This is a genomic window from Bradyrhizobium sp. CCBAU 45321, from assembly GCF_028128975.1.
In the GTDB taxonomy this organism is placed as follows: domain Bacteria; phylum Pseudomonadota; class Alphaproteobacteria; order Rhizobiales; family Xanthobacteraceae; genus Bradyrhizobium; species Bradyrhizobium yuanmingense.
This window is the reverse complement of the sequence record NZ_LFKZ01000017.1, coordinates 321,897-341,309: the sequence shown is the minus strand read 5'-3', so window position 1 is coordinate 341,309 and position 19,413 is coordinate 321,897. Positions and strand designations below refer to the sequence as shown.

17 protein-coding genes are annotated in these 19,413 nt (G+C 63.7%); 6 read left to right on the top strand and 11 right to left on the bottom strand.

The window, feature by feature from the left end:
* Nucleotides 1–73 precede the first annotated feature (73 nt).
* A complete protein-coding gene (locus ACM43_RS07605) occupies nt 74–775 on the top strand; it encodes a formylglycine-generating enzyme family protein (RefSeq protein WP_271539394.1) in 702 nt (233 codons plus the stop codon).
* Nucleotides 776–873: 98 nt separating this feature from the next.
* On the opposite strand, the gene ACM43_RS07600 is transcribed toward ACM43_RS07605, so the two are convergent.
* The 8 genes from ACM43_RS07600 to ACM43_RS07565 form a co-directional block, all read right to left on the bottom strand.
* Nucleotides 874–1,920 carry a transglycosylase gene (locus tag ACM43_RS07600; RefSeq protein ID WP_271539392.1) on the bottom strand — a complete coding sequence of 349 codons (1,047 nt, stop codon included), beginning with the start codon at nt 1,918–1,920 and terminating at the stop codon, nt 874–876.
* A gap of 355 nt (nt 1,921–2,275) precedes the next feature.
* Nucleotides 2,276–3,274 (bottom strand): glycosyltransferase, encoded by a 999-nt coding sequence (locus ACM43_RS07595; RefSeq protein ID WP_271539390.1) that lies wholly within the window; start codon nt 3,272–3,274, stop codon nt 2,276–2,278.
* A gap of 184 nt (nt 3,275–3,458) precedes the next feature.
* Nucleotides 3,459–4,454 (bottom strand): methyltransferase, encoded by a 996-nt coding sequence (locus ACM43_RS07590; RefSeq protein ID WP_271539388.1) that lies wholly within the window; start codon nt 4,452–4,454, stop codon nt 3,459–3,461.
* A gap of 230 nt (nt 4,455–4,684) precedes the next feature.
* The gene (locus ACM43_RS07585) at nt 4,685–5,017 is read right to left on the bottom strand and encodes a DUF3325 domain-containing protein (RefSeq protein WP_271539386.1); all 333 of its coding nucleotides are present in this window, start codon (nt 5,015–5,017) and stop codon (nt 4,685–4,687) included.
* On the bottom strand, nt 5,014–6,579 hold the full coding sequence (locus tag ACM43_RS07580) for a PepSY-associated TM helix domain-containing protein (RefSeq protein ID WP_271539384.1): 1,566 nt from the start codon (nt 6,577–6,579) through the stop codon (nt 5,014–5,016). Before ACM43_RS07580 ends, ACM43_RS07585 begins: the two co-directional genes overlap by 4 nt.
* Nucleotides 6,580–6,640: 61 nt before the next feature.
* A complete protein-coding gene (locus tag ACM43_RS07575) occupies nt 6,641–6,922 on the bottom strand; it encodes a DUF3649 domain-containing protein (protein WP_271539382.1) in 282 nt (93 codons plus the stop codon).
* Nucleotides 6,919–7,656: a cobalt ABC transporter substrate-binding protein gene (locus ACM43_RS07570; protein ID WP_271539380.1), complete on the bottom strand. Its 738-nt coding sequence runs from the start codon at nt 7,654–7,656 to the stop codon at nt 6,919–6,921. The genes ACM43_RS07575 and ACM43_RS07570 overlap by 4 nt, the downstream gene beginning before the upstream one ends.
* 144 nt (nt 7,657–7,800) lie before the next feature.
* The gene (locus ACM43_RS07565) at nt 7,801–10,110 is read right to left on the bottom strand and encodes a TonB-dependent receptor (RefSeq protein WP_271539378.1); all 2,310 of its coding nucleotides are present in this window, start codon (nt 10,108–10,110) and stop codon (nt 7,801–7,803) included.
* A 280-nt stretch (nt 10,111–10,390) separates the two neighbouring features.
* On the opposite strand from ACM43_RS07565, the gene ACM43_RS07560 reads away from it, so the two are divergent.
* On the top strand, nt 10,391–10,672 hold the full coding sequence (locus ACM43_RS07560) for a hypothetical protein (RefSeq protein WP_271539376.1): 282 nt from the start codon (nt 10,391–10,393) through the stop codon (nt 10,670–10,672).
* A 101-nt stretch (nt 10,673–10,773) separates the two neighbouring features.
* On the opposite strand, the gene ACM43_RS07555 is transcribed toward ACM43_RS07560, so the two are convergent.
* The 3 genes from ACM43_RS07555 to ACM43_RS07545 form a co-directional block, all read right to left on the bottom strand.
* Complete coding sequence (locus tag ACM43_RS07555) at nt 10,774–12,795, bottom strand: YgiQ family radical SAM protein (RefSeq protein ID WP_271539374.1); 2,022 nt, start codon at nt 12,793–12,795, stop codon at nt 10,774–10,776.
* Nucleotides 12,796–12,879: 84 nt separating this feature from the next.
* Complete coding sequence (locus ACM43_RS07550; RefSeq protein ID WP_271539372.1) at nt 12,880–14,292, bottom strand: amidase; 1,413 nt, start codon at nt 14,290–14,292, stop codon at nt 12,880–12,882.
* A gap of 2 nt (nt 14,293–14,294) precedes the next feature.
* The gene (locus ACM43_RS07545; protein ID WP_271539371.1) at nt 14,295–15,329 is read right to left on the bottom strand and encodes a LacI family DNA-binding transcriptional regulator; all 1,035 of its coding nucleotides are present in this window, start codon (nt 15,327–15,329) and stop codon (nt 14,295–14,297) included.
* A gap of 203 nt (nt 15,330–15,532) precedes the next feature.
* On the opposite strand from ACM43_RS07545, the gene ACM43_RS07540 reads away from it, so the two are divergent.
* From ACM43_RS07540 to ACM43_RS07525, 4 genes are all read left to right on the top strand, one after another.
* Nucleotides 15,533–16,474: an ABC transporter permease gene (locus tag ACM43_RS07540; RefSeq protein ID WP_271539369.1), complete on the top strand. Its 942-nt coding sequence runs from the start codon at nt 15,533–15,535 to the stop codon at nt 16,472–16,474.
* Complete coding sequence (locus ACM43_RS07535) at nt 16,474–17,382, top strand: ABC transporter permease (RefSeq protein WP_271539367.1); 909 nt, start codon at nt 16,474–16,476, stop codon at nt 17,380–17,382. Before ACM43_RS07540 ends, ACM43_RS07535 begins: the two co-directional genes overlap by 1 nt.
* Nucleotides 17,379–18,242, top strand: a complete 864-nt coding sequence (locus ACM43_RS07530; RefSeq protein WP_271539365.1) for an ABC transporter ATP-binding protein — start codon at nt 17,379–17,381, stop codon at nt 18,240–18,242. The genes ACM43_RS07535 and ACM43_RS07530 overlap by 4 nt, the downstream gene beginning before the upstream one ends.
* A 122-nt stretch (nt 18,243–18,364) precedes the next feature.
* Nucleotides 18,365–19,393, top strand: a complete 1,029-nt coding sequence (locus tag ACM43_RS07525; RefSeq protein ID WP_271539363.1) for an ABC transporter ATP-binding protein — start codon at nt 18,365–18,367, stop codon at nt 19,391–19,393.
* Nucleotides 19,394–19,413 lie beyond the last annotated feature (20 nt).

Genomic DNA, 19,413 nt, shown 5'->3' with positions numbered 1-19,413 from the left:
TCGGTGAATGGCAGGCGCGCTGGGTCGGCGCCTGCCACGTCTCACCTCGAGGCAATACAGGAGAAGTTCTTACATGAAATGGCGCTCGATTGCTTTGCGATGTGGCTTGATGGCTGTTACCAGCGTTGCATTCGCCGAGCCTGGCCAACGCGAGAATCTGGGCAAGTTTGCCATCGACCGGACCGAGGTCACGATCGGCCAGTTTCGCAATTTCGCTGCTGACAAAGCTCTGAAGACCGCGGCCGAACAGGAAGGAGGCGGACACGAATTCGCGGGCAGCTGGGTCCGTCGCCGCGGCTGGACATGGGCGACGCCGTTCGGAGAACCGGGCCGCGACGATGAGCCGGCGGTGCATGTGTCGTGGAACGAAGCTCGTGACTACTGCTTAGCCGTGGGCGGACGCTTGCCGACCCTGGAAGAATGGGAAAGAGCCGCCCATACCGAAACGCGTGCGAATCCTACCGACGATTTTGTAAATGGACGCACCTATCCTTATCCTGTCGGCGACAAACCTGACGGCATGAACACATCCGATAGAGATCGCTGGCCGCTGCATGCAGCCGTGGGTACCACCAAGCGGGGTGTCAACGGTCTGTACGATATGGGTGGCAATGTCTGGGAATGGCTCGCGGATCGGCGGGGCGATGAGGCACTGACGGCCGGCGGGTCGTGGTGGTACGGTGCGGACAAGACAAAAGCGTCAGCCGTACAGTGGAAATCGGCCGACTTTCACGCGGTCTATATCGGGTTTCGTTGCGTTTACACGGCCCAATAGCCCGTTCAGGTGAGGCCCAACACATCCTGGGTAAAGGCCGACGGCCGGCGAGTTGCGCTAAAGACAAAGCAACGTGTGCGGCGCCGCCGACGATGGGATTATTGGTTTGCCGCCGCCGCAGCAGTCGCCACATACTTCGTGTAGAATTCGGCGACCCGGCCGCGCCACATGCCGACGAACGCTTCTGACGTCACGTTGTCGACCGATTTCCAGGTGCGCTTGAAGGCCGGAAGTGCATTGCCCCAAATCGCGCGTTTGCACCACCTCTCGCCCTTCTCCTTGCCTTCGCTGGTGGCGCACATTGATTTCCACGCAAGGCGAGCGGGCCGGCTGATGTGCTCGGCGGCGCCTTCCCAGCCCTGCTGATGGATCAAGTAGAGATCGCTCATGTCCGGCTTACGGTGGGTGATCCACTCGAACAGGACGCCTTCGGTAATGATCTTGTAGGCGGCCGCGACGGCGTTATCCCGCGGACTGCGAATCTGCCCGAAGCCGAACTTTCCGAACTCATAATAGCTCAGCTGAAACAGCCCGATATACGACCCGGTGCGTTGATTGGGGTTGAAGCCGGATTCGATCTTGGCAACCGCCATCATGAAATTGAAATCGAGACCAAACGCGTCGGCAGCGCGCTTGATCTCTTCGGTCGGCGTTCCCAGCGGAATATCCCTAAACGCACGCAAGACGATCTCTGCCGGTTTCTCGGCGGGCGGCAGTTCGGACCAGACGTAGTAGGCCAGATGACGGAAATCCTGCGTCGACGCCGCTTTCGGAGCTCCGTTGGACGCATCGCGTTCCGGCGGCAGCGATTGGACGACATCCTGTCCCAACGACGCCAATTTCGGCGCGACGGGTTCATCGACGATCTCGGCTTCCGTGCGCAGCGGCGCCGAACCTGCCGACGTCACCGAGCCCGGCTCCGCTCTTTCTGCCCGAAGCGCCGCCGCGAGTTTGGCGGATGCCTCTGCGTAGGTGGCAGGCGTCACCACGTTCGCAGGAGCCGCTGTGCTCGCTGCAGCCGGTATGCTCGCAGCCGCTTCCGACAGGACGTCCGGCAACGTCGCGGCCGGTCTGTTCCCGGCGGCCAGAAAGAGTCCCGCGGATGCGAGAACAGCCACGATGCAGCTGGTCTGCCAGGCCTTCATTGGCCGAAGTCCAATGACGGCTTCTGTAGGAAGGCTGTTCGCATGTTCCTGCGACCTGTGGGTGAGCACTCTTCGTACAATCTTAAGGTTTAAATGTGGTGAACGAGAGCAGGCATTCTGCTTCGCAACCCGATATGTCCCTCTTGGGCCACAAGCGGCTCCTGGCGGAGGACGCTCGTGGGTCGGCCATGGGCGCATATGCTGCCAATGGGATCCGATCTCAGCGGCTTCCGCTCTACACCCCGCAACCGACGCGCCGACAGCCACCGGAACCTTCGGCTACGGGGCCAGAAGCGAAAATGATACGCCCAGTGGTTTTAGCGGGCAGCCTATGCGTCGCGGCGAGCTCGGCTACTCAGCGCCGCTCGTTCCGGAAGATGGATCTGAACAACTCAACTGAAGGCCGCACCAGCTGCCATCCTCGCAATCCAAGAATCTTCTTGCAGGCAAGAAACCACCAACGACGTGAATGTTGAACGCTTGGGTCAATACTCAACGCAAGTTCGGCAAGGCGTGCTGAGGTGTCTATCGCTCCTTCGTTGAAGGCAATGCTTGCGCGGACGATCGCGTCAAGTGCCAATTGGCGGGTCAACCAGTTCCTGAGATCGTTTGTCAGCATCGCGGCGCCGCCATTCAGGAAATGTTCGATAGCCGCCTTGCGTTGGAGCAGGTTTAGCTCCGGTGAAGGTTCACTCGACATGTTGACTGAGTGGTATCGATACACGGCCTGGTCCGCACCAATGAATCCGACGTCGCCATGTGCGGCGAGCCGCATCCACATTTCCATGTCGGAGGCGTAGGGCAAGTCTGCTAGATACCCGCCCAGTTTTTTCTGCAGGCTCGTGCGAACGACGACGGTCGGTGACACCACAATACATTGTGCACGACTAAGAGTGATGAACTCGAGTCCGGACACGATGCGCGTTCGGAGATCCACTTCCGTTCCATAATAGCTTCTGTAGAATGGATGATCCCCGCGCTGGTCTAGAACAACCGCGCCTCCGAAGGTGAAAGCGACAGAAGGGTGATTGTCCATCAGATCGACCGATCTCGACAGGGCACCGGGCAGCAGGTAGTCGTCCGCAGACAGCAGAAGCATATAGTCGGCGCTCGCCCAGGCAATGCCTTCGTTGGCGGTCGCGATGAGACCTTGATTCGAGATGTGCCTGCGGTAATCGACGCGGGGATCGGAGCACCGTAACTCTTGCGCAACTTCCGCGGTATTGTCAGGTGACGCATCATCGATGATGAGCACGCGCAATTCGGGACCGGATTGCGTCAAAACGCTCTCGACGCACTCTCGCAGGAAGTGCCCATACCTGAAGCAGGGAACAACGACGTCTACGGAGCTCATTTTTTGTCGGATACCACCGACGATCGAGCCTCGATCCATCTGTTCAAGAAAATACTATTGAAAGGGTTCCGGCCCGGCTGGCACCGGCCAGCTCATCCGCTCCAACGCCGCCGATGGCAAATCCCCTCCTTTCGACGATCTAAGGTTCGTTGCGCATGTATGACCCGATGCTTTCTCGAAGACTTCAGGCTCGGCTTGCCTCAAGAACTGAGATCGCCCGGGCGGTCGAAATGACCCGCTCAAGCCGCAGACCTGCGGCGGCAAGCAAAGCGGCAAATTCGCTCTCGGTTCGCTCGACGCCCCCCGTAACGACAAGCATGTTCGCATCGATTAGCTTGATCGTATTTCGTTCGTTTCCTGGGGGAATAATAGTCTCCGCAATTAAAACTCGTCCGTGGGGTTTCATTACCTCTCGGCAATTGCGCAGGATGCGTACCGCTTGCTCGTCATTCCAATCGTGAATGACCTTTTTCATGATATAGACGTCCGCACCGGCTGGAACGGCGTTGAAGAAATTGCCGGCCACGAACGAGGTCTGTGGCGGGAAGCTTGCCGCATTAGCCCGCGCTGCCTCAACCCCGGCCGGTAGGTCAAACAATATGCCGGAAAGGTGAGGGTGTCTCTTTAGGATCTCCGAAAGCAGCTGTCCATGGCCGCCGCCGACATCGACAATCTGAGAAAACGCACCAAAATCACACGCCTCTGCTACAGCTTCATTGGCGCCTTGGCTAAGCGCGATCATCGCCTGCTGGAATAGCGAGGCCGCGTCCGGATGGTCCGCCAGCCAATCGAACCTGGGCTTTCCAAATACGGTTTCGAACGTCGGCAAACCCGTTTGCACTGAATGAGTGAGCTGGGCGAAGGCGAGATACGGCTCCCTGTTCATCATTCGGATCAGGTCGCGGGGACTTGAGGGTGCGTCGGAAAGCAAGGCTGCGCCCAATTCGGTGAGTTGGAAACGGCGGGCCGAGGTTTCGCTAAAGACCCCCTCGGCGGCGAGAAGCCGCATAATCCTATAGAGCGCATCGCAGTGACAATGCGTTTCCTCCGCCAGATCGTCGACGCTCCGCTCTCCGGCGACCAAGCGATCCGCAACGTTGAGATCTGTCGCAACGCGCAAGGCTTGGGAGACCATGAAGCCAAGGCCCAGGTGAATGAGTTGTTGAGAAGGACTATACATAGCTTTCCTTTCAAACAGCCGCCGCCTCACGGCGCGCGTGGTCTCAATATCACGACCTGAAGTGCCGGTAAGGGATGATAATTTAGCCGAGGGTGCAGTGTTTGTCGTTCGATGTAGACATCCCGCTCAGGTCGATGTCCGGTTGGGGACCAGAAGCAGACAAAGTCACGACCATCTATTTGCCGCATCCACGACCGTTTCTGGCCAGCTGGGTCACGAAACGAATACCTTCAACGTCGAGTGACGGAGCGGACGCGAGCATCATTCCGTCCACGTCGCGGCGTGCGGGCAGCCAGTCTCCCCCACCCGATTAGCGCACAAAACACGATGGCGGCAGCCATCGTGGTATGACCGCTGAACATCACGAGGCCCATGCTCCAGCTCTTTGCGGCCACGAGGATGCCGAGCGCCAGCAGCAGCACCCCTGCACCGACGGCCCGAAGTCCATAGGTCGTCACCCGCGGCAGCGCCGTGCCGAAAATATCGCGCTGCTGGCGGTGCGTGGCGAAAGCCAGCGCAGCAAAGCCCCCCAGACACAGCCCAAGGGCAAGTAGATGGATCATTCCGCCGCACCGCTTGAAGCAATGGCGACCGGCACCTGCGGCATGCGCTTCGATTGCACAATGGATCGGTTCCGGGCGGTGCGAACAGCCAGAACAACATGGAGCAGTGCGAGTGCCCAGCACGTCACGTCGATGCCGGCGAACACCCAGTCGCCTTGCGCCAGGCTGTGCCACAGCGGCCGCTGCGTCGTCAGCGCGTTGAGGACGGGCAACAGGAAGAGCAGCGCAGCCGCCGTCCATAATTGCTCGATCCAGGCCGCCTTGGCCGGACGCAGCAGGGCGTGGAGCAGCGTCAGAGCCCAGACCGCGAAGAATGCATCGATCTCCCAGTCGGCGCGGGCTTCCATCGGGTGCGGCAGAAGGCGGTTGGCCCACAGGAACGCCGTCATCGCGATCGACAGGCCGGCAATGCTCGCGATGTTCAGGCGCTCGACGAAACGGAAGCCGAAATGCGGGCGCTCCGGATCGCGCAGCCGGCTGCGCCGCTTGACGGTCCACATCACGAGGCCGGTGCCCACCATGGCCGTGCCCATGAAGCTGACGAGAAAATACAGCCATCGCGTTTGGGTGTCGCTGAAGCGCCCGAGATGGAGCGCATAGAGTACACCCCGGGTTTCGGCGGCGGCGCCGACGCTGTCGCGGACGTTCAGCAGTTTGCCGGTGGTGCCTTCGAACTCCATATATTGCGGGCTCATCGAAACACGGCCAGCCTCTCCGCGTGCCACCGCCACACGTGCGGCCGCGTCGCCGGGATGAACGAAGGTCACGCGTCCGACATTGCCCTTGCCCCAGCGCTCCTGCGCCTGCCGCACCATGTTTTCGACCGATGCCAGCGGAGCGCTTTGTCCGCTGGGCTTGCCGGGCTGAATAAAGACGCTGAGCTCGCTCGTCATCTGCTGGCGCTCGGCCGGCGTCTTGAAGGCCGCGTTCTCGCCCCATGGCATATAGAGCGCCATCAGCGTCACGAGGCCGGTGTAGGTGATCATGAAATGGAACGGCAATCCGAAGACCGACAGCGCGTTGTGAGCCTCCAGCCACGAGCGCTGGCCTTTGCTCCAGCGGAAGGTGAAGAAATCGACGAAGATCTTCTTGTGGGTGATGACGCCGCTGATGATGGCGACAAGCATGAACATCGCGGCGATGCCGGCGATCCATCGTCCCCACACCACGGGCATGTAGTGAAGCTGGAAGTGGAAGCGGAAGAAGAACTCGCCGCCCAGCGTCTCACGCGAGGAGATTTTCTGACCCGTCGCTGGGTCGAAATTGGCTTCGCCGAACGCGCGCTGGCCCTGGCCACGCGTCCGCCAGAACGCATAGACGCTGTTGTTGCGGCCGTCCGGCAGTCGGATGCTCCACTGCGAACTTCCGGCGGCAACGTTGCCGAGTTCATCGGCGATCCGCTGCGCCACTGCGGCCTGATCAGGAACTTGCGACAGCCGCGCCAATTCCGGCCGCGTCCATTGCGAAAGCTCGTCCTTGAAGTAGGACACCGTGCCCGTGAGGAACATGGCGTAGAGCACCCAGCCGAGCAGCAGCCCCGCCCAGGTGTGCAGACCGGACATGCTTTGGCGGATACCGCGGCCCGCCCTCTGTGTCTCCTTGTCGGCTTTCACGCGCCGGCCCTCAGCCAACGGACCAGGCCAGCGGTGTCAGCACCGCGGCCGCGACGATCAAGCCCGCCCATGACTTCCACGCACTGCGTACGGCAAAGACCCAGATCACGGCTCCGGCGTAGATGGCAAAGCTGGCCAGCATGCCCGTGAGCACCGCCTGCGGCTTGCTCATGGGCAATGCCAGCACAGCCACGCTCGCAAGCGCTGCCAATGCATAGCCGCCGAACACCGCCGCAATGATGCGGGAAATCAGCGGCCCCGTCGCCCAGACCTGTCGGATCAGCGCGTTCATTTAGCGGGTGTTGCCGGTGGCCCGGCCGGAATCGGCGCCAGGCCTTTGGCGTTCACGAAGGTGACGGTCGTGGAATAGCTTACCGCATCGTACTTTTCGGTGCCGTTCGTCCCGGCGCGTTCGCCGCCATTGTGGTCGTTGAAGCTGACCTCGACCACATAGACGCCCTTCCACGGCATATCGAACGTCACGTGGCCCTGCTCGTCGGTGTGGGCGTCCTTCTGCCAGCCCGACTCCGTCACCAGCGTGACCTTGGTCTTGGCCTTGGGCTGGTCCTTGAAGATGAGCTTGAACTGGCCTTCTTGGCCGGTCGGCACGAGATCGAACACCAGTTTCGGCTGCTGCGCGGCAAAGCTGGTGATGTAGCGGGCCGCCGGATAGAACCAATTGTTGACGTCCTTGCCCGGCTGTTTCCGGACGTAGAGCGGATAGCTGGCGTCCTCCGCCACGATGGTGTCGCCTGCGGCGGCCGAGAACGGCAGCCTGAAGCCGTCCCCGCTCTTGGTCGCATCGGACTTCTGCTCACCCTTCTCACCCTTGGCCGAGATCAGCGTGCCCGTCACCTTGCCAAGCTTGTCCAGAAGGCCCGGCGAGACCTCGCGAAGGTTCTCGCCGAATTCGCCGAAGCGAACGATCGCGTTCTGGCCGTCGGCCTGCTCGATCCAGATCTGGTGCGCCCGCGCCGGCAAGACTGCGGCAAGCAGGGCAATCACGACGGCAAAACTCCTGATCATGACAGACTCCTCGAAACACAATCCGTATGTGACGTGAATTCGCCGGCGCGCGAGGCCCCGGCGATCCGACGATGTTAAGACGCTCGGCACAGCTGGAGATCATCCATCGCGAATGACCTTGCTGCGGCCATCGGGGATGTTCGATCAGAGATCGAACGCCGCCGACAGCAGGAAGGTGCGGCCGGCGCCAACGGTTTGGAAACCGCCGCTGGTCAGCCAGTATCGCTTGTCGAACAGGTTTTCGACATTGGCACGGAACGTCACCGGACGGCCGTTAAGGACGGTCGCGTAACGCGCACCGATGTCATAGCGAGTCCAGCTGGGGAAGCGCTGCCACGCCAGGTTGGCATTCGTCAGGTAGGAGCCGCCCGTGTGGATCACGCGCCCGTTGAACGAAAGGCCTGTCACCCACGGTGCATCCCAGTCGAGGGCACCCGAGAATGTCACGTTCGGAACACCGGCGGCATCGTTGCCGCGCTCCGAGGCCGTGGCCGGATTGGTCAGCTCCGGACGCAGGAACGTAACGCCCGCCATGCCGCGCAGGCCGGGCAGCAGAAGACCATAAGCCGAGAGTTCGAGGCCGCGGTTGCGCTGTTCGCCGTCGTAGGCGCGGGCGTTCCCGGCAGTGGTGACCAGGCTCGGCCGTGCAATCTGGAACACCGCTGCCGTCGTGGTGATGGTGCCCCAGTCCACCTTGACGCCGGCTTCCTGCTGCTTGGACTTGTAGGGCGCCAGGATCGACCCGGTATTTGCAAAGCCGGCGGGAACGATGACACCTTGGCTGAGGCCTTCGGCGTAGTTCGCGTAGAGCGACACGTTCTGCAGCGGCTTGACGACGAGACCGGCCAGAGGCGTCACGGCCTCCGCGCCATAGTCGCTCATCTTGAGGCCCGTCGTGGTGCTGAAGGCATCCTGCTCCACACGCTGATGGCGGGCACCGAGCGTGAGCAGGACCCTCTCATCCAGCACCGACATCGTGTCCGCGAGCGCAAAGCTGCGCAACAGGATCTCGTTGGCCAGCCGCGGCGGAAGGCGCGCGCCGGTGACCACCGGCAGCGGGGCCGGATTGTAGATGTTCGAGGGTACCGACTGTGCCGGAGTGTTGGCGACGTAGGCGTTGCCGTTTTCCTGGTAGTAGCCGGTAAAGGCGAAGTTCACCCTGTGCGTGACCGGACCCACATCGAAGCGCGACCGAATGCCGGCATTGCCGCTCGTCGTCTTGCTGTAGGAATCGTAGTAGGCGTTGATCAGCCGGAAATTACCGAAGGCGTCCGCACCGCTCGGGAAACCGGTGACGCGGGAGTCGGGGAATGTCTGATAGATCTCGCCGTCGCGGTAACCGATGCCTGCATACGCCGTGATCGACTGGGACAGGTCATACTCGAGCGCCGTGGCAATGGTATTGTCCCGCTGCTTCAGCAATGTGCCTGGATACCAGGTGCTGCGCGGGTCCGGTGGAGCCGGAATGAACGGTACCGTCGTTCGAATGCCAATCTGCGGACGGAAGTTCTCGGTATCGTCGTTCTGCGAGATCGCATCGACGGTCCAGCGCAGGCGCTCGCCGCGATAATCGACACCCAGCGCGCCGAGACCACTCCTCCAATTGCCATTGTCGATCGTGGCTTCGCCGTTGCGGCCGACGCCGTTGAAGCGGACGCCCCACTCCTTGTTCTCGCCATAGCGCTGACTGGTCTCGACGTGAAGGCCATAATGGCCGGCGCTCATGAAGAACGGCGTCACACGCGTGAAGGGGATTTCCCCGGCGCGCTTGGTGAGGATGTTGATGGCGCCGCCGACCGTACCGCCAGGAGCGATGCCGTTGATGAGTGCCCCGGGCCCCTTGAGCAACTCGATGCGCGCGATGATCTGGGCGGGAACGCGACTGGAGGACACCAGACCGTAAAGTCCATTCAAGCCGACGTCTGTCGCGGCAACGGGGAAACCGCGAATCTGGAACGTGTCGTCGAACCCGTTGGGCCCGGTGGTGACACGAACCGACGAGTCGTTGATCAGCGTATCCGCCGCCGTCCGTGCCTGCTGGTCCTCGATCAATTGCGAGGTGTAGTTGACCACACTGAACGGGGTATTCATGACGCTCACGTTGCCCAGCAGGCCAAGGGTCCCACCCTGCGCAACCTGACCTCCGGCATAGGCAGGGGCTGGAGCGCCGAGCGTCCGCGTGCTTCCCATCGTGGTGACGGGAACATTCGACGGAGCTTGTTCGGCTGGCCTCCGCGCATCGCGTGCAGCGCGCTGGACGCTTCCGCGCGGCTGCGCGTTGCGCGTGACGCGCGCGCGCTGTTGAGTCGCGTCGACCGTCACCGCCGGCAACGCTTGCGGTGCGGAACTCTGCGCGCTGCTCTCCGTCACCGCGGCGCCCGTCAGACAGAGCGAAAACGTACCGACGGCCGCTCCGACAAGCAGGCGGCTCTTGTAGTTTTGAATGTTACTCACCAACGCCCCCAATTACTCAGCAGATCGTCTGCTAGGGGCTCGAAACATCAGAAGCAACGCAGCGAAATTAGAACTTCTACAGTCTGGTGCGCAGCAGCAGCGTTTGCGCAATCATCGCGACGATTTGTCACGAGTACGATTGCGCAAGCGGCAACCGCGCATCGGCTTCTTTGGTGCGTTCGATTCTTGCAGCGGTGATTCGATCGCGCCTTGGATCAGTTGTTAGAGCGCTTCTAATTAATGGCTTTGTTACGCGGAGCTTGCTTCGGCGATGAAACGCATGAAGAAGAACAAGACCGAGCGCGGAGTTTCGGCGCTCGTCGCGAACCTGCAAGCCAAGCCGGTGAAATTCGGGCGCGGCGCGGTGAGCTCAAGCTATCGATACGGAGCAGCAGGACGGGTTCGTCTCATCCACGTTCCGCGATGGTGGCATCATACGCCTGTTTTGCCCGACGATCAAGCGAATTTCGCAAAAACGGAAATTGACCGTTTCCCCGGGCCGATCATGCCTCGATTTGCGGTCGATGTTCGCGCCGATCTCATCGCGCTCGTAAGCCGTTGATCTTGCTACCCCCGGCTACTGTGCATGGGGTTGTTTTCGAGCTTTCGTTTTGCCGACGCGAAGACGCCAGACCAAACCGTGCCAGATCCGGCTCACGCCCGCTACTTCATCACCCGCAGGCCCTTGGTCGTGAACCGCTGCGTCTTGCCGCCGGGCCGCATTGGCCGCCTGGTGCCGGCGGCCTTGCCGGTGCCGGGAGGCTGGTGCGCAGGCACGAGCTGATGCGGCTGCGAGCCGATCAGGTCGCGGCGGCCCATCTCGATCAGGGCCTCGCGCAGCAGCGGCCAATTGTCGGGGTCATGATAGCGCAGGAACGCCTTGTGCAGCCGGCGCTGGCGCAGCCCCTTGATCGCCTCGACCTTGTCGCTGCCGCCGCGGCGCACGCCGCGCAAGGGGTTGACGCCGGTGTGATACATCGCGGTCGCGGTCGCCATCGGCGAGGGCAGGAAGGTCTGCACCTGGTCGGCGCGGTAACGGTTCTTCTTCAGCCACAGCGCGAGGTTCATCATGTCCTCGTCGGTCGTGCCCGGATGCGCCGCGATGAAGTAGGGGATCAGGTAATATTTCTTGCCGGCGCGTTCGGTCGCCTCGTCGAACATGCGCTTGAACTTGTTGTAGGCGCCGATGCCCGGCTTCATCATCTTGTCGAGCGGGCCGCGCTCGGTATGTTCGGGGGCGATCTTCAGGTAACCGCCGACGTGATGGGTGACGAGCTCCTTGATGTATTCGGGGCTCTCGACCGCGAGGTCGTAGCGCACGCCGGAGGCGACCATCACCTTCTTGATACCCTTGGTCTCGCGCACCTTGCGATAGAGCCGGATCAGGTCGTCATGCGAGGTGTTGAGGTTCGGGCAGATCTCGGGGAAGACGCAGGAGGGACGGCGGCACGCCGCCTCGACCTTCGGGTCCTTGCACGCCATCCGGTACATGTTGGCGGTGGGGCCGCCGATGTCGGAGATGACGCCGGTGAAGCCGGGCGTCTTGTCGCGGATGCGCTCGATCTCGCGCAGGATCGAGCCTTCCGAGCGGTTCTGGATGATGCGGCCCTCGTGCTCGGTGATCGAGCAGAAGGTGCAGCCGCCGAAGCAGCCGCGCATGATCGTCACCGAGAATTTTATCATTTCCCAGGCGGGGATCCTGGCGTCGCCATAGGAGGGATGCGGCGCACGCGCATATGGCAGGTCGTAGACCGCGTCCATCTCTTCCGTGGTGAGCGGGATCGGCGGCGGGTTGAGCCAGAGATCGCGGTCGCCATGACGCTGCACCAGCGGCCTTGCATTCCCGGGATTGCTCTCCCGGTGCAGCACGCGCGAGGCGCGCGCATAGGCTTCCTTGTCCTGCTCGACCTGCTCCAGCGCCGGCAGGCGGATTACGGTGGCGCCCTTCTGGCGCGATGCGCCCTCGTCGGCGGACTCGAGATCGTCGGCGTGCAGCTCGGTGTAATCGTCCGGGACCTTGCGGAACAGCGCCACGCCCCTGATGTCGTCGAGCTCGCGCGGCGCTTCGCCGGCAGCGAGCCGGTGCGCCACCTCGACGACGGCACGCTCGGCGTTGCCGTAGAGCAGCAAGTCCGCCTTGGCGTCCGCCAGCACGGAGCGGCGCACCTTGTCGGACCAGTAATCGTAATGTGCGATCCGGCGCAGCGAGGCCTCGATGCCGCCGAGCACGATCGGGGTATCCTTGAACGCCTCGCGGCAGCGCTGGGCGTAGACGATCGTGCAGCGGTCCGGCCGCTTGCCGCCTTCGCCGCCGGCCGTATAGGCGTCATCGCTGCGGATGCGCCGGTCGGCGGTGTAGCGGTTCACCATGGAATCCATGTTGCCGCCGGTGACGCCGAAGAACACTCGTGGCTTGCCGAGCGCCCTGAACGGCTCCGCCGAATGCCAGTCCGGCTGCGCGATGATGCCGACCCGGAAACCCTGCGCCTCCAGCAGCCGGCCGATGATGGCCATGCCGAAGCTCGGATGGTCGACATAGGCATCCCCGGTCACCAGCACGATGTCGCAGGCGTCCCAGCCGAGCGCGTTCATCTCGGCGCGGCTCATGGGGAGGAACGGCGCCGGCTTGCGCGGGCGCGCCTGGGCCATCAGCGGCTTTTCGGCGGCGATCATCTGGGTGTCCATGGCGCCTAGGCATAGGGCTCCGAGGCCATGAATTCAACCGACGGGCGCGTGAAAGATCAGGTTCCGCGGGACATCGCCGTTCCCTCAGGATGGCGAGGAAAACGCCTGCTCGATCCGCGCCGCGAAGGAGATCAGGCGCTCCTCGCTGTGCGGTGGGCCGACGACCTGCAAGGAGACCGGCATGCCGGCCCTATCGCGGCCGGCGGGCACCGCCAGCGCCGGGCAGCCGAGGATCGACCAGACATAGGTGATCATGATCCAGTCGATGTAGATCTTCGATGCGGTCCCCTCGATCTCGGCGGGCCACATGATCTCGACCGGAAAGGGCGCGACCTGCGCGGTCGGGCAGATCAGGATGTCGATGTCGCCGAAGAAATCCTGCATGCGCCGGTAGATGGCCGCGCGCTGCTCTATCGCGGCCGCGATGTCTGTTGCGGAGAGGCTCTCACCATGGGCGATGTCGCCCGCCACCTCGGGCGTGAAGGCCGCGCGCGATTGCGGCCAAAGTCTGCCCCAGGTGGCAAGATAGGCGAGACCACGTAGCGCGCGGATCACGCGCGGCAGCCCGGCGAGATCAGGGGCGGTCTCGCTCATCCTGCAGCCGGCGGGTTGGAGCCGGTCGATCGCGCCGCGGAAGGCGGAACGAATGTCGTGATCGACCGGCAGCAGGCCGAGATCCTCAGACACCGCTATTCGCCCCGCCCATCCGGGTCGTGCGGCGGCGTTGCGGAACGATGCGGGATGCTCGCGCGACAACAGATCGGGCGGATGGAAGCCGGCCATCGCATCCAGCATCAAGGCAAGATCGGGAATCGTCCGCGCCATCGGTCCCTCGACGAAAACGGTGTCGAACGGATCGGAGAGCGGCTTTCTCGGCACGAGGCCCGGTGTGGGCCTCAGCCCCGCAACACCGCAAAATGCGGCCGGCGTGCGCAGGCTGCCGCCGACATCGTTGCCATGGGCGAGATAGACCTGATGCGCGGCCAGCGCCGCTGCCGATCCGCCGGAGGAGCCGCCCGCGGTCAGCGCAGGAAAGAACGGATTGCGCGTCGCGCCGAACAGCGCGTTGGTGGTGTTGGCGCCGCCGAGCTCCGACAGATTGCTCTTGCCCACGACGATGGCGCCATTGCGCTGGAGACGATCGATCGCGGGATTCGATATCTCGGGGGCGCCGCGGGCCGTCAGCGCGCTGCCGCCGCTGGTCGGCACGCCTGCGACATCGGTGTTGTCCTTGACCGCGAGCGGAAGCCCGCAGAGCAGGGGCCAGTCCTCGCCGGCCGCCTTTTTCTCCATAAGCCGCCGTGCTTCACCCCGTGCGGCCTCGAAGCAGCGAACCGGAATCGCGTTGATTCCCGCATCCGTCGCTTCGATCCTGTCGATCGCGGCATCGACCACGTCGAGCGGCGACAGATGGCCTTTGCGAATCTCGGCAATGGCGTCGACGGCGGACAGCGCAAGAATGCCGGTGGAAGGCGCAAGGCCGGGCGCATCACTCATCTCTAATTCCGGATCGCGGCGGTGGACCCGCGCACCACCAGCGCCGGCTGAAGCTGGATCGATCTCGCCTCTCCCTCGACGCCGGAACGTCCCTCCGAAACTCGCGACAGCAGGGTCGAGACCGTGGTTTGGGCAATCGCCTCGGATGGCTGCGTCACGATGGTCATGCCCGGCCGCACCAAGCCGGCCCACGGAGGCTCGTCGACCGCGATGACGGAGAGGTCGTCGGGAATGGTGAGCCCGCTCTCGGCAATGGCACGAAGCAGTCCGAGCGAAAGATGATTGTTGGTGGCGAAGATCGCGGTCGGTCGCTGCGCATGCCGCAGAAGCCGCATTGCGGCGGCATGGCCGGCGGCCTCGGAGAAATTGTCCTTCTCGATCAGCCGTTCGTCGAGGGTGGTGCCGCGCGAGGCCAGGCCGCTTCTGAGGCCATCGAGGCGGTGGCGCGCGATCTGATGCTCGGGCGATCCCATGATCACGGCGATGCGGCGATGGCCGAGATCGTCGAGATGTTCGGCCGCGAGCCGTCCCAGCGCGACATTGTCGGTCGTGACCGAATCGAGGTCGAGCCCCTCGATGCGTCGGTCCACCAGAATGCCCGGCATCGGCAAGTCCGCCAGCGCGGCCTGGCGTCCGCTCCAGCCGCGCCGGGTCGGGATGACGATGACGCCGTCGGCGCGCTGCGACAGCAGCATGGCAAGATGCCGCTCCTCGCGCTCGGGGTCTTCGGCACTGTTGCAGAGAATGACCGAATAGCCTGCCGCGCTCGACAGCCACTCGATGCTTTCGACGAGCTTCAGGAAGTAGGGATTGGCGAGGTCTGCCACGAGCAGCCCCAGGATGCGCGTGGCGCCGCTGCGCAGGCTGCGGGCGCTGGCATGCGGTGCATAGCCGAGCTTGCGTGCTGCCGCATTGACGCGCGCCTGGAGGAGCTCGCTGACCTTGCCCGACCGGTTGAGCGTCTTCGACACGGTGGCCACGGAGACACCGGCGAGCCGGGCGACCTCGTGGATAGTGGGCAACGGCCCTGCCGACATCAACTATTCTCCTGTTAAACGTTTTTGTATTGTTTGGATTGACTGGAGGCAAGCCAAAAGACGTATAGAAAAAGTACAATACCGTTGCGATAGACCAGCTTCCGTGCTTCATTAGAAAAACGTTTAACTAGGACCAGGGAGGCAATGGTGCGTGGGCTGGATGGCGTCCGGCGATCGCCGGTCAGCATTTGCAGGCGCTCGGCATGACCGGCTACGTGCTCGGTCGGCTGTTCGCGGCCATCCCCGTGCTGCTCGCCGTCGCGGTATTCGTCTTTCTGCTGCTCAGCCTCGTGCCGGGTGATCCCGCCGTGCTGATCGCCGGTGACTTCGCCTCGCCGCCACAGGTGGAGGCGGTGCGCCAGGCGCTCGGACTCAATCTGCCGCTGCTGCCGCGTTTCCTCGCATGGGCCGGCCGCATCCTGAGCGGCGATTTCGGCCTGTCGCTGTTCAGCCGCATCCCGGTCTCGCAGCTTGTCGCGCAGCGGATCGAGCCGACGCTGCTTCTTTCTCTCATGACGATCACGATCGCGGTCGTCGTCGCCGTGCCGCTCGGCCTCGTCGCCGCCTATCGTCCGAGGAGGCTCGTCGCGCGCCTGACCATGGCGGGGGCGGTGCTCGGCTTCTCATTGCCGGTCTTCGTCGTCGCTTTCGCGCTGGTCTATACGCTCGCACTCGGCCTGCACTGGTTTCCGGTGCAGGGTTATAAGCCGCTGTCGCAGGGCGTGCTGGCCTGCCTGCATTCGCTCGTGCTGCCCGCGATCTCGCTGAGCTTCCTCTATATCGCCTTGATCGCGAGGGTGACGCGCGCTGCGGTGCTAGAGGTGCTACGCGAAGATTATGTCCGCACCGCCCATGCCAAGGGGCTCGCGGCCCGCAAAATCATCGTACGGCACGTGCTCAGCAATGCCGCAGTCCCGATCATCACGGTCGTCGGCATCGGATTTGCCGCGCTGCTTGGCGGCGTCGTCGTTACCGAGACCGTGTTTTCCATTCCCGGCCTCGGCCGGCTGACCGCAGACTCCATTCTCCGGCGCGACTATCCGGTGGTGCAAGCCCTGATCCTGCTGTTCGCCTTCGTCTATGTCGTCGTCAATCTCGTGGTCGACATTCTCTACGCTGTCGTCGATCCGCGGATCCGGTACTGATGCAGGACGAGCCGATGGCGATGACCCACGCAGCAGAAGGGCTCGATGCGCCGGACATCGGTGTCAACCGGTTTTCGCAGATCGCGAGCCTGCCGGTTCGCCAGCCCATACTGGCTCTGAGTTGCGCTCTGCTGCTCGCCTTTGGCGTGACGGCCGTCGTGAGCCCGTGGATCACCGTGGATCCCGCCGCGCTGGACCCGCTGAACCGGCTTCAACCGCCGTCGCTGGCGGAGCCCTTCGGCACCGATCAAGTCGGACGTTCCGTGTTTGCCCGCGCGCTGGTGGGAACGCGGGTTTCGCTGTCGGTCGGCATTGCCGTTGCTGTTCTCACCACGCTGATCGGCGTGTGCATCGGTGTCATCGCCGGTTATTTCCGCAGCGTCGACAAGATTGTGATGCGCGCGATGGATGCGGTGATGGCGATCCCCGCGATCCTGCTCGCGATCGCACTCGTGGCGCTGATTGGCGCTTCGCCCATCGTGATCGTCACGGCGATCAGCCTCCCGGAAATTCCCCGCATGGCGCGCGTGGTGCGCGCCAGCGTTCTCAGTTTGCGCGAACGCGTCTATGTCGAGGCCGCCATCACTTGCGGCGGGCGTACCGTGACCATCCTGCATCGTCACATCCTGCCCGGCGCTGCCGGGCCGATCATGGTGCAGTCGACCTACGTCTTTGCCTCCGCGATGATCCTGGAATCGCTCCTGTCGTTTCTCGGTGCGGGCACGCCGCCCGACGTGCCGAGCTGGGGCAACATGATGTCGGAGGGACGGCAGTTCCTGCAGATCGCGCCGTGGATTCTCGGCTTCCCAGCCTTGATGCTGGCGATGACGGTGCTCGCCGCCAACCTGCTCGGCGATGCGCTTCGCGACCTGCTCGATCCGAGCTTTGCGGGAGGCGAGATGCGATGAGTACGCCGCTGATCTCCGTCGAGAACCTCTCCATTACACTCAATACGCGAGGCACCCCGGTGCCGCTCGTCCGCAACGTCTCGTTTGCGATCGATCCGGGTGAAACGCTGTGCCTCGTCGGCGAGAGCGGCTGCGGCAAGAGCCTGACCGCGCTCTCCATCATCGGTCTGCTCAACCGAAGCGTCATGCAGGTCGCTTCCGGCCGCATCCTCTTCGAGGGGCGCGATCTCGTCACGCTCGGGGCCGAGGAACTGCGCAAGCTCCGGGGCGACCGTCTCGCCATGGTGTTTCAGGAGCCGATGACGTCGCTCAATCCGCTGCTGCGGGTCGGCGAGCAGATCGCGGAGGTCATCGTCGAGCATCGTGGCGTGTCCGAGGCGGACGCGCGGCGGCAGGCGGTCGGATTGCTCGATCTCGTCCGCATTCCGGATGCGCGGCGGCGGGCCTCCGAATTTCCGCACCAGCTTTCCGGTGGCATGCGGCAGCGCGTGATGATCGCGATGGCGCTCGCCCTGCGCCCTGCATTGCTGATCGCCGACGAGCCGACCACCGCGCTCGACGTCACCATCCAGGCCCAGGTCTTGACCCTGATCGACGATCTGCGTCGCGAGTTCGGCACGTCCGTGCTCCTGATCACGCACGATCTCGGGGTCGTCGCGGAAATGGCCGACCGGGTCGTCGTGCTCTACGCCGGCAGCATCGTCGAGCAGGCCGGCGTCAACGGCATCTTCGATGCCGCGGCCCATCCCTATACGCGCGGCCTGCTTGGGGCGATCGGCCAGCTCAACAGCGGCACCCGCGATCGTCTCGCCGAGATTCCCGGCAGCGTGCCGAGCCCGGTCTCGCTCGGCACGGGCTGAGCCTTTCGCCAGCGCTGCGGCGCGGCGATGCCGGTGTGTCACTCGGAGTCGCCGTTGTTGTCGGGCGCTGACGAGCACCTGACGGCATGCTGGCTGGGCAAGGCCGGCGCGATGGTGCCGGCATGAGCGCCGTCCTCGAAGTCTCAGGTCTGACCCAGATCTTCACCTCACGGCAGGGGCCGTTCGGATTGTTCGGCCGGCGCGATCTTCGCGCCGTCGACGACGTCAGCTTCGTCGTCGCGCGCGGACGTACCTTCTGCCTCGTTGGTGAAAGCGGCTGCGGCAAGACCACGATCGGCCGCATGGTCGTGCGCCTGTTGCGGCCGACGGCCGGCTCCGTCCACATCAATGGCGAGGACTTCGGCAATCTCTCCGGCGAGACGCTGCGCAGGAAGCGCCAACAGGTGCAGATGGTGTTCCAGGATCCCTTCGCCTGCCTCAACTCGCGCATGACCGCGGCGGAGATCGTCGAAGAGCCCCTGCAGAATTTCGGCATCGGCGACGCGGTGTCGCGACGGCGGAAGGTCGCGCGTCTGTTCGACCAGGTCGGCCTGCCCCAACATTTTCGCGCACGTCTGCCGCATCATCTATCGGGCGGACAGCGGCAGCGCCTCGGCATCGCGCGGGCGCTCGCCGCGGATCCCGCGCTGATCGTCGCGGACGAGGCGGTCGCGGCGCTGGACGTGTCGATCCGCTCCCAGATCCTGAATCTCCTGAAGGATGTGCAGCGCGAGATCGGGATCTCCTATCTGTTCATCTCGCATGATCTCGCCGTGGTGCGCTATCTCGCGGACGACGTCGCGGTGATGTATCTCGGCGCCATCGTCGAGCAGGGGCCGGCGAAAGCCGTGTTCGCTGCACCGGTGCATCCGTATACGCGGGCGTTGATCGGTTCCGTGCCTGCGGTCCACCCGCGCAACCGGCGCCGCCGCGCGGCTCTCGAAGGCGAGGTGCCGAGCGCCGCCGCGCTGCCGTCCGGATGCCGCTTTCGCACGCGGTGTCCGTTCGCGACGGACATTTGCGCGCAAGCGGCGCCGGCGATGACTGAAATCACGCCCGGCCATGCCGTCGCCTGTCATCACGCAGGATCGCTGCCACGCTTCGACGCGCCGGGTCCGGGCCGGGCAGTAGCCCCCGACGCAGTTGCCTAGAAACCGAAAACGGGAGGAGT